Origin of the sequence: Cedecea sp. (assembly GCF_036500665.1) — a bacterium.
Lineage (GTDB): Bacteria > Pseudomonadota > Gammaproteobacteria > Enterobacterales > Enterobacteriaceae > Cedecea.
This window is the reverse complement of sequence record NZ_DASYBS010000067.1, coordinates 1-8,991: the sequence shown is the minus strand read 5'-3', so window position 1 is coordinate 8,991 and position 8,991 is coordinate 1. Positions and strand designations below refer to the sequence as shown.

Annotated in this window: 13 protein-coding genes and 1 pseudogene; all 14 read right to left on the bottom strand. The window is 55.1% G+C overall.

From position 1 onward, the window contains the following. Window positions 1-70: pseudogene (locus tag VGM55_RS11795) on the bottom strand (DUF2635 domain-containing protein); the annotation flags it as partial. A gap of 19 nt (window positions 71-89) precedes the next feature. Further along, entirely contained in the window at window positions 90-647 is a 558-nt protein-coding gene (locus VGM55_RS11790) for a phage tail terminator protein (protein ID WP_331635550.1), read from the bottom strand. After that, entirely contained in the window at window positions 644-1,156 is a 513-nt protein-coding gene (locus VGM55_RS11785) for a hypothetical protein (RefSeq protein ID WP_331635549.1), read from the bottom strand. The genes VGM55_RS11790 and VGM55_RS11785 overlap by 4 nt, the downstream gene beginning before the upstream one ends. Beyond that, window positions 1,128-1,532 (bottom strand): phage head closure protein, encoded by a 405-nt coding sequence (locus tag VGM55_RS11780; protein ID WP_331635548.1) that lies wholly within the window; start codon window positions 1,530-1,532, stop codon window positions 1,128-1,130. Before VGM55_RS11780 ends, VGM55_RS11785 begins: the two co-directional genes overlap by 29 nt. Then, window positions 1,529-1,852, bottom strand: a complete 324-nt coding sequence (locus VGM55_RS11775) for a head-tail connector protein (RefSeq protein WP_331635547.1) — start codon at window positions 1,850-1,852, stop codon at window positions 1,529-1,531. Before VGM55_RS11775 ends, VGM55_RS11780 begins: the two co-directional genes overlap by 4 nt. Before the next feature lie 78 nt (window positions 1,853-1,930). After that, window positions 1,931-3,160: a phage major capsid protein gene (locus VGM55_RS11770; RefSeq protein WP_331635546.1), complete on the bottom strand. Its 1,230-nt coding sequence runs from the start codon at window positions 3,158-3,160 to the stop codon at window positions 1,931-1,933. A 9-nt stretch (window positions 3,161-3,169) separates the two neighbouring features. After that, window positions 3,170-3,769, bottom strand: a complete 600-nt coding sequence (locus VGM55_RS11765; RefSeq protein ID WP_331635545.1) for an HK97 family phage prohead protease — start codon at window positions 3,767-3,769, stop codon at window positions 3,170-3,172. Continuing rightward, window positions 3,762-4,988: a phage portal protein gene (locus VGM55_RS11760; RefSeq protein WP_331635544.1), complete on the bottom strand. Its 1,227-nt coding sequence runs from the start codon at window positions 4,986-4,988 to the stop codon at window positions 3,762-3,764. The genes VGM55_RS11765 and VGM55_RS11760 overlap by 8 nt, the downstream gene beginning before the upstream one ends. After that, window positions 4,978-5,139 (bottom strand): hypothetical protein, encoded by a 162-nt coding sequence (locus VGM55_RS11755; RefSeq protein ID WP_331635543.1) that lies wholly within the window; start codon window positions 5,137-5,139, stop codon window positions 4,978-4,980. The genes VGM55_RS11760 and VGM55_RS11755 overlap by 11 nt, the downstream gene beginning before the upstream one ends. Then, a complete protein-coding gene (locus VGM55_RS11750) occupies window positions 5,136-6,866 on the bottom strand; it encodes a terminase large subunit (RefSeq protein WP_331635542.1) in 1,731 nt (576 codons plus the stop codon). Before VGM55_RS11750 ends, VGM55_RS11755 begins: the two co-directional genes overlap by 4 nt. Further along, window positions 6,866-7,303, bottom strand: a complete 438-nt coding sequence (locus VGM55_RS11745; protein ID WP_331635541.1) for a phage terminase small subunit P27 family — start codon at window positions 7,301-7,303, stop codon at window positions 6,866-6,868. Before VGM55_RS11745 ends, VGM55_RS11750 begins: the two co-directional genes overlap by 1 nt. 108 nt (window positions 7,304-7,411) lie before the next feature. Further along, window positions 7,412-7,768, bottom strand: a complete 357-nt coding sequence (locus tag VGM55_RS11740) for an HNH endonuclease (RefSeq protein ID WP_331635540.1) — start codon at window positions 7,766-7,768, stop codon at window positions 7,412-7,414. Between the two features lie 2 nt (window positions 7,769-7,770). After that, window positions 7,771-8,385 carry a methyltransferase domain-containing protein gene (locus VGM55_RS11735; protein ID WP_331635539.1) on the bottom strand — a complete coding sequence of 205 codons (615 nt, stop codon included), beginning with the start codon at window positions 8,383-8,385 and terminating at the stop codon, window positions 7,771-7,773. Beyond that, a partial coding sequence (locus tag VGM55_RS11730; protein ID WP_331635538.1) for a hypothetical protein occupies window positions 8,369-8,991 on the bottom strand: 623 nt, incomplete at its 5' end. The genes VGM55_RS11730 and VGM55_RS11735, both read right to left, overlap by 17 nt.

The window sequence follows — 8,991 nt, the reverse complement described above, 5'->3', positions numbered from 1 at the left end:
CGGCAGCGGGCAAAAGGTCGCCGTGGGCAGGATCCGGAACGGACCGCCCCTTAACGGGTTTCACAAACATTTATTTTTCCAGGCAGGTTTCAGGGAAAGGTTAATTCGGTGTGATGCTCAATACGCCCGTCTGGCCCGTCTCCCGGGTCGATAAAATCAACATCGATACTGAGCGTTTTCAGGTCGTCCAGGGCGTTAAGATCGTCCTGCTGCCGCGTGTCTTCCTCTGTAATTTCGTACTTCACAGTAAAATCAAACTGGTAATAAAGCTCGCACCGGGTCATATCCAGCAGCATACCGCCGGCATAAACAATCTCGTGGGCATTTGGATCCGGTTCCCACCCGAGCAACGCCTTCCACACTTCGGCCCGAACATCGTGGACAGCATCAAAGGATGCCCACTGCCCCTTTTCGTCGCGCTCATTACTCAGCACCACGATAACGGAAAACCCCTCTGTCAGGTCTTGCCAGTAGTCAGTCTGGGAGCATTGTTCCCCTGTTTGATCCTCCGCCGGTACCACATAGGCGGCGGGAAGCTTCAGTTTTCCGGCATCTGGTATCGCCTTAAACTGCGCGGCACCACCCACCCGATTTTCAAAGCGCAGGCATCGGGCGCGCAGTGCGGCCACAATCGGCGTCAGTTTCATTTCTTTTTCCTTCTCTGTGGACGCAGGGACTTGCGCAGCTCACGCGACAGCACATATCGGGTCCAGCTGCGACGACGCTCCAGCACCCCGGCCATGTAGTTATTACGCGGAGCGATTTTCCAGCCACTGCCGCCGGACGCACCGCGATGATGGCCTTTTTTACGCTTAGCCCCACGACGCACACCGTAGAACAGAAACGCAGGGTAAAACGCCCCGTTGATATGGCGGTTCCCTTCCCCGTTTTTCTGGTTAGGTGCAATCGTCACCATCAACCCTGCACGGCGCTTTGACGCGCGGGGCACGTAATAGCCAATTGAGCGGGCCAGCTTGCCCGTGCGGTAAGCCGGGTTTTCTCCCGGAGCAGAGCGCCCGCGACGCATGACCAGCCGGCGGGCATCCCGCATATGTACCTGACCAAGGGTGACAAACGCACGGCGCATACGGGCGCGATTGAAAACCAGCTCTTTCGGCTGTTCAAAATCAACGTGTAAAAACGCTTTGTTCTGCATAACTGGCCCCTCGATCCGTACCAAGCTCCTCACATTCGAGCAACAGATAGCGGCGCTTGCTGTTCAGGTCACGCACGCGACGAATGCGGTATATCTGCCCGTCACAGAAAACCTCGTGATCGGCAGTAATCTTTCTTCGCCAACGGATCGTGAAATAATGCGTTACTGTGTTTTCCGTCTGCACCGAACCCTGATACGCCGTTGCGCTGGTTTGCGCCACCTTTGCCCAGGTATCAAACGACTCCGGATAAGACGGCTCGACGCCAAAATCATCACTGGGCTGATCTACCCTGCGGCGGATGGTGATGCGCTGATCCAGTTCGCCGGGGTCAGGCAGCAGATAGGTCGCACTGGTCTGGCTCTGCCTGAGTTTCATAGCGGGATATACCGATAAGGGCCAACAAGCCAGTTAAAGCTCATTGGCAATTCAGCCATCTCCACTTCCGATGACGTAGAACGGTTCTCATAGAAATGAGTAACCAGCAGCATCATACCTAACCTGATATCGTCGGGCAGATTGAGCCCATCCGGGTCGGTGTCAGGGATGCCTGCATCAGGTGCGTATAATTTTCGGTTCAGAAACGTTTCTGTCCGGGTTTGTACTGCCCTGGCCAGCAAATCCAGCAACGCATCTTCATCGGTAAAATCGGCATCCAGCCGGAGCTGTCCTTTGATTTCTTCAGGCGTCAGCAACATAAATCCTCCGGTGCCCGCCGGATGACGGGCACAAAAAAACCGCTGGCGCGGCATGAGTGTTATTTGCTGGTCTGGCTGTCAGCTGCTGGCGCTGCCCTTGCCCACCAGCGCCTTGATTGCAGAGGTATCTTCAAGAATGCAGTCAAAGCGGTGGAAAGCCAGGAAGCCGGTCTGATCGAACTCGGCGTAACGTTCCACCAGGCGTTTCAGGATCATGTATTTCACGCGGCGGATAATGAAACGGTCAAAATCCCCGCAGAACATGAATTTTTTGCCCGCACCGATATCGTCGATTTCCTGGTCGATAACATACGGAACATTCAGCACAGAGGCTGGCGCCACGCCAACGATATCCGGCAACCAGAGCGGGCGCCCCTGCCCGTCTTCCATTTCGCTGATAAGTTTCAGGGTATTATCGTTAAAGGCCAGCCGGAACTTTGGTCCGCGGCGGTAAGCTGGATCAATGCTGTGTTTGAGCGCCAGAATCTCCTGCCATTTCACCGCCGTTGCAGCGGCTGTCTGGGTGGTCCCGGTCACAGATACGGCCAGGCCTTTCGGCTGCTTCGGCGTACCCGCGCCGGTGCCCTGAATAAGATAGCGCGCTTCACCGCGCCCGATGCGCTCCGCGATACGGCGGGCAAGATAGGCTTCCAAGTCGATCGCGCTGTCCTGTAGCAGTTCGTTAGATACGCGAATGATTTTAGAGGTCATTTTCAGCGCACCAAGGCTGTCCATCCCAAACTCGGTATCTTCTTCGCCAGCCTCTTCGTTCTCGCCCAGGAGCACACCCACTTCATTCGTACCATCCGCAGTGGCCCATTCCATCGTGCGACCGTCAGATGTTGTCAGGATTTGCGCTACACCAGCAATGCCGCCATAAGCTTTCATCTGCTCAACGACTTTTGCCAGGAAAGTCTCTGGCACGGTGTAACCGCCTTTTTCATCCGGCGCCACGCCCTGAGCACGCAGTTCACGCAACGCCTTGCGCTCTTCCGAACTCAGTTCAGCCGCGCCGTGGCGCATCCATTTATCAAAAATCTGTCCACGCTGTTCGTCCGGTTTTTTACCGTTATCCTTATCCAGATTGTCGCGCTGTTCATCGCTTTTATCATCGATGTATTTCTGATCCATATCGCGCAACTCTTCTTCGCGGGCTATACGCTCATCCAGCCCTTCCAGCTCAGATTTAGCCTTATTCCATTCAGTGCGCTGTTCATCAGTCCAGGCGTTATCGCCAATCTTTTCATTCAGCGCGCGCATGTCGGTCGCGATAGTGTTACGTTTTTGCTTCAGTTCGTGCAGTTTCATCGTTTTTCCTTACGCATTAAGAAGGGTCAGCAGGCGCTCACGCGCCATTCGTTGGTTAATGGCGCTCTTTAGCGCGCCGCTGTCTCGCGCTTCCTGCCAGGCTTTCATGGATCGGACACCGGAATCAGCCTCCTGATAAGCCGGATATGTCACCGGACTTACGTCGTAGAGGCGAGAGAACCGGGAAATTTCCCGGATAACAATGCCCTCCTCATCTTCGTACCAGCCCTCTCCGTCCCGGGCGACCTGGAACGCAAACGAGGATTGGGTAATATCGCCGCGCACCATCGGCGCAATAACCAGATCGCGAATAGTTTGTGTGTCCGGCGCGATAATGTTGTATTGCAACCCTCGCTCGTCAACACTCAGCGCAAGCGTTCCCGAGGTGCTACGTCCGAGGATAAAGTTAGGATCATGGTTGAACAGGCCGCGCACATCGTCGCCCAGCACATCATCAAACGCGCCTGGCTTGATAATCTCGCGGAACCCCCATAGCGGTTCAGACCGGGAGTTAAACACCGAGCCATAACCGATGATTCTCGTCGGCTGGTCGCTCAGCATCTCGGCCCGCACTTCACCGCTGTAGCACCGCATCTCGCGATCACTCATCGGTTTTATCCTTTTTGGTTTTGTTGTCAGAAAAGTCTTTTGCCGGATTGGCCGCATTGACGCTAACCAGCATTTCATCAAGACCGTCTACCGGGTTCATATCTTCAAAGGCGCGGGCTTCGTTACGACTCATCCAGCCGTCAGTGATAGCAAAATGATAGAACTCGGCGCGCTCTTTCCCGGTGCCACGCAGCAGGCCGGCGAGATTAAAACGGACGTAATAACCCGCCTGCCGCTCTGCCCGGGTAAACAATCGGCGATTAAGCTCCTGCTCCCAGTTCGTCACCCACGGCATCATGGTGTAGCGCACGAACTGAATGGCCTGCTCAGAGATATTGGAGAAGGTGGCTTTATCCAGATCGTTAATCATGTGGGCCGGAACGTTGAAGATGCCCGCTATCATTGAGCGGTTCAGCTTCATCATGTCGATGATCTGCGCATCGACCGGTGAAACCGTCAGGGCCTGGTAATCGAGCTGCGCAGGCAGCAGCATGGTTTTATTTTCCTGCTGCCGGAGTGCCGCAGTGGCTTTTTGCCATTGCTTTTTCAGTCTCTCCCAGCTGTTGTCGTTAAGTTCATTTTTGACAGAGATAATCCCGGCAGGCCGGGCGTTCCCATTGAAGAAACTGGCGGTGTATTTCTGGCCGCTCATACCCATGCCTATTGTTTCGGCATGCTGCATAATTGGGCTTAGCCCCATCTTCTGGTTATGCCCCAGTGCCCGGATATGGATCATGTCGTCAGGGCTGATAGCAAAAGAGCCCTCTTCGTTGTACATGCCGTAGGTGTAGCGCCCGCCGGTATTCAGCAGGGTCGTTTCCCAGGGCATGCAGGCATCCAGCCGGGTAACCTCTCCCCGACGGCTACGAATAACCCGCGTGTAGCCATTCCCCCAGCCGAGCACATGCCGCTGTTTAAGCTCGCGCCATTTATAGCTGGTCTGCCACTCATTAGGCTCATCATGCACCAGGTAGAAAACGGGATGGTCACGGGCGGCCGCCACCTTTTTCCCTTCACTCCGCATAACATGCAGGGGCATTTGCGCCACACTGGAAGAGATGACGTAAATACAGGCGTAAACCGCTGCCAGCTTCATCGCTGTTCTGGGGTTAACCAGCACGTCACTTTGAAAAATACCGTCACTGTCAGCGGCCTCAGCAGTTAACGGTACGGCTGGATTTTCCAGCGAATGACTTCTGAAAAGGGCATCAAGAAACATGTTTTGTCCTCCATGCCGCGAATAAGGCCCAGACCAGCAGCCCTGAGCCGCCGGACATCAGCGCAACGGCGGTGCCATACCTCAGATAAATACCGGCCACCAGCGCGCCAAAGCCTGCCAGCCCGGCAACATCGATAATGAGTGATTTCACAGGATTAACAGGTCCTCATCAGGATCCAGATTAGAAAGGAAGTCTTTCGGTTCATTCAGCATCGCGCGGCCAACACCCATCATCATGCTCACCGCCCCATCTATCTTGTTGCCACCCCCTTCTTTCACCGGGCGAACGACATCATCGCTGCCCGGAAGGTACTTCCCGACCACGTTAGAAACACACCAGTTCATCAGCGGATTACCGTCATGATGAAAACGCCCGGCCGCAATTGCCGCTTCGATTTCACGCATCGGATCGCTCATATTGGTGTAGTTCTGGGTGATGGTTATGGGCTCCAGGCCTTCATCCAGCAGCATGTGGGAAATGCTGGTCGCCCCGTAGGGGTCAATCGGGCATGTCGCTATCTTCACCGATTCACGCAGTTGGAGGATGGACTCAAAAATGATGCGGTAATCCACCTCTGCACCGTCGGTGGGCACCAGAACCCCCTGATTGACGAATGACTGATAACGTTCTGCCGTTGTTTTCAGCGCCGGGTCGGTGGAATACACCGTATCCTCGGGCACCCAGAACATCGGGCCGACACAGTAAAAATGGCTAAGTCCGTTAATTTCTCGCCTGAAGATCGGCGCAACGGCGTTGAGGTCCAGCTTGGATGCCAGGTCAATCCCCAGGTAGCACTCCTCCCCGGCAAAATCTGACAGCTTCAGCGTTTTATCTGCTGCTGCCATCCACTTCTGCAGGTTGTAGAAGGCGGCTTTCGAACTGACCCACTTGTTAAAGTGTTTGGTGAGGATCTTGTTGGTCTGGCCGGGTGTGGACATGGCCAGCAACTGCTTAGCCCTGAGGAAGCTTTTCTTTATCGACACACCGTAGTTTGGGTTGGCTTTTATCAGCGCTTCCGGCTTTGTCCAGTCGTCGTCATCATCAAGGGTATAGATGATGCAAAATATGGCCTCGTTCTCGCCTCCTTCCCTGATGCGCTCCAGTATTTCAACCACCTGAGCACGCTTCTCGTAACAGGGAGACGAAATGTCATACCCTGCGGTGGTTATGATAAGCGTTACAGGCTGCTCACGCGCGCCCATACCCGTTGTCATCGTGGTATAGAGCGCATCGGTATCATGCTCATGATACTCATCTATAATTGCGCAGGACGGTGAGTCACCATCCCCCGGGTCACCGATGACAGGTGCAAATACGGAACCATCCGGGCGGGTCATCCGTTTAGCCCAGGGCTTAATACTGAACTTCTGTCGCAAAGACGGAAGCTTTTTCACCATCGCCAGCGCCGGCGCAAACACCTTCCACGCCTGCTTCTCCGTCGTGGCGCCGCAGTAGACTTCCGCGGCATACTCGCCATCGGCGCAAAACATATAATTGCCGATCGCCGCCGCTATCGCGGATTTACCGTTTTTACGCGGTACTTCGATGTAAATTTCAGTAAAGCGGCGAAAACCGGTGTCTTTGCGTACCCAGCCAAACGGAACGCCCAGGGAGAATTTTTGCCAGGGCTCAAACGCTATCCTGAGCTTCCGCCGCGCCCACTCCCCGGAGGTGTGGGGCATCTTCTGAGAAAAACGTAAAAAACGTTCAGCCTTATTCTTATCGAAACGATAGGGCCAGTTCGGATCCTTCGCGCGTTCGAGATCATCCAGGTGACGCTGACAGGAAAGAATGGTTAACCGACATGCCAGAATCTTCCCGTTCACGACGTCCCGCGCATACTGGTTCGCCGCATTGACGTTCGGATATGTAGCCATCAATCAAACTCATCGAATTCATTCCCTGCATCGTCCGGGTCATTCTTACCGCTGGTCATGCGTAGTCGGCTCAGTGGGTCAAGTCCGAGAAGCGAACCCAGGCGGGCAACCTGAGAAACAGCGTCATTTCTGACGTTAATAGCGGGGTGTTTCTTCTCCCCACCCATCTCACCGGAGACGGTCAGCCCCTCCTTTGCGATAACTTTTTCTGCTTCAATCATCAGATGAAACGCATTGCAGTACGCGAGAAGGAGCGGCGCATCCTCGACCCCGAACACACCCCGCTCAATTAAAATTTTGCTCTGTGTTTTCCATAGCCGGATCGCCACATCCCCCATCAACTCAGGGGGAGGCGCAATTCTGGTCAGTTTGCTGGTTTGCCCTGTGGATAAATTTCGCTTACGGCCAGCACCGGAAGATCGAACAATACCACCCATTAAAACCTCCAGTTCAATAGGCGAAACCTTCCGGAAAAAAGTTTCTTATTTTTGGCGTGTAAAAATTCAACGGGGCGGGCAGTCCGGAAGGGCAAAGGTGCCAGAGATTTACCCTCCCCCCCGGCTGCCTGTCAGCCTCTCTCGCGCCGTCTTCACGCGGTGACAGGGGATGCACAGGCTTTCGAGGTTGTCGTCGCTGTCGCTGCCACCGTTCGCTTTAGCGACGATGTGGTCAACGGCGGCCGCCTCTGTTATCGCCCCGCGGCGTAAGCAGTTCTGGCACAACCCCTTATCTCTTTTCAGAATGCGAAGCCGTGCCTTGTCCCACCCGGTACCGTAACCGCGCTGGTGTCGTGTCTGACCTGGCTTGTATTGCTTCCAGCCGTCTCCTTTGTGCTCGTCACAAAAGCCGCTGCGGTCGATGGTGGTGTTTTTGCAGCAGGCTTTAGGCGTTCTGGGTGGCATGGCTACGTCCTCCTGAATGCATAGCTGCCGATACCGTCCCGGCCCAGCATGCTCTCGCAGCGATTGTGCTCCACCATCCGGAACCCTTGTTCCGCGAACCACCGTACAATCCCGTCGTGCGTCCAGTACCAGATATGCTCGTCTTTGCGGTAGTGGCGTGACGCAAGAATATGCTCAGCGCCTTCAAAGATGGGAAGGGAGACGAAAACAAACTCCGTGGCCTGCTCTACTGCACGAGCCGGATCGTCGATATGCTCCAGCACATCCCACATCGTGAGCGCCCGCCAGCGATTCGCATACAGATCGGCAAAGGCGTTGCGCTCATGCAGCCAGGCCACACCCGCGGGATTAACATCGAACCCCAGCGCGCCGGGGTAGCTGCTTACGAACTGCCCTGAGCCGATCCCGACATCGAGCACCGGCCCTTGATAGTGACGCGCAACAAGCTGAATACGTGCGGCGGTAAGTTGTACGCCCATCGGCGTATCGGCCATCGCCTGATAGCGTGCGAAGTAATCAGGGTTGTACGGTCGTGATGCTGGCACCGGATAACGGCCCATGCCTAACTCGGGCAGCCAGACCAGGCCAGCCGCTAATTCATCATTGAACGATTTCATTTAGCCAGCCTTTGAATTTTTGGTTAAATCCGGAAATATGCTTGCTGCAGTCGTGAACCATGCTGGCGCACATGCAGTATTCGTCCGGTTGCGCCCAACCCACACGGGATAAATCCATGCCGGGATCGGTAACAATGTGTGGCGCATTGTGTGCACCGCAGCCACCCTGAATGATGAATACGGGTGTTTGGTAGCAAATGGCCGCCGGCAGTGCCCAGCCAACGCCCGAGACAACCACCGCGGCATGCTCCACCAGCGCCAGCATTTGAGTTAATGAGAGTTCGCCAGCGTGCAGGTACAGATCGGCTTCAGGCGTTTCGCCCACCAGCCATTCTTCCCCGGCTTCCAGATCGGCCAGGCTTACAACGTAGAAATGTTTACTCAGCTCTCGCGCAGCAGCAGCGATATACTTCGGGTCAGGGTTACGGGCGGGGTTGGCCCATTCCTTACGAACCGTTGCCGGGAGTATCACTGCGATCGGCTTATCGGCTTTTACCGGTGATTCACCAAACGTTGGCAGGTCAAAGATCGTTGCCACCCTGCCAAACTGCCAGGTCATCGCATCGATAATAGAGCCACGTTTAAGCTCCTCAGGACCGTAGAAGA

Coding starts and splice junctions, on each gene's coding strand:
- VGM55_RS11790 (WP_331635550.1), bottom strand. CDS start 647: ATGAAACTGACGCCGATTGTGGCCGCACTGCGCGCCCGATGCCTGCGC.
- VGM55_RS11785 (WP_331635549.1), bottom strand. CDS start 1,156: ATGCAGAACAAAGCGTTTTTACACGTTGATTTTGAACAGCCGAAAGAG.
- VGM55_RS11780 (WP_331635548.1), bottom strand. CDS start 1,532: ATGAAACTCAGGCAGAGCCAGACCAGTGCGACCTATCTGCTGCCTGAC.
- VGM55_RS11775 (WP_331635547.1), bottom strand. CDS start 1,852: ATGTTGCTGACGCCTGAAGAAATCAAAGGACAGCTCCGGCTGGATGCC.
- VGM55_RS11770 (WP_331635546.1), bottom strand. CDS start 3,160: ATGAAACTGCACGAACTGAAGCAAAAACGTAACACTATCGCGACCGAC.
- VGM55_RS11765 (WP_331635545.1), bottom strand. CDS start 3,769: ATGAGTGATCGCGAGATGCGGTGCTACAGCGGTGAAGTGCGGGCCGAG.
- VGM55_RS11760 (WP_331635544.1), bottom strand. CDS start 4,988: ATGTTTCTTGATGCCCTTTTCAGAAGTCATTCGCTGGAAAATCCAGCC.
- VGM55_RS11750 (WP_331635542.1), bottom strand. CDS start 6,866: ATGGCTACATATCCGAACGTCAATGCGGCGAACCAGTATGCGCGGGAC.
- VGM55_RS11745 (WP_331635541.1), bottom strand. CDS start 7,303: ATGGGTGGTATTGTTCGATCTTCCGGTGCTGGCCGTAAGCGAAATTTA.
- VGM55_RS11740 (WP_331635540.1), bottom strand. CDS start 7,768: ATGCCACCCAGAACGCCTAAAGCCTGCTGCAAAAACACCACCATCGAC.
- VGM55_RS11735 (WP_331635539.1), bottom strand. CDS start 8,385: ATGAAATCGTTCAATGATGAATTAGCGGCTGGCCTGGTCTGGCTGCCC.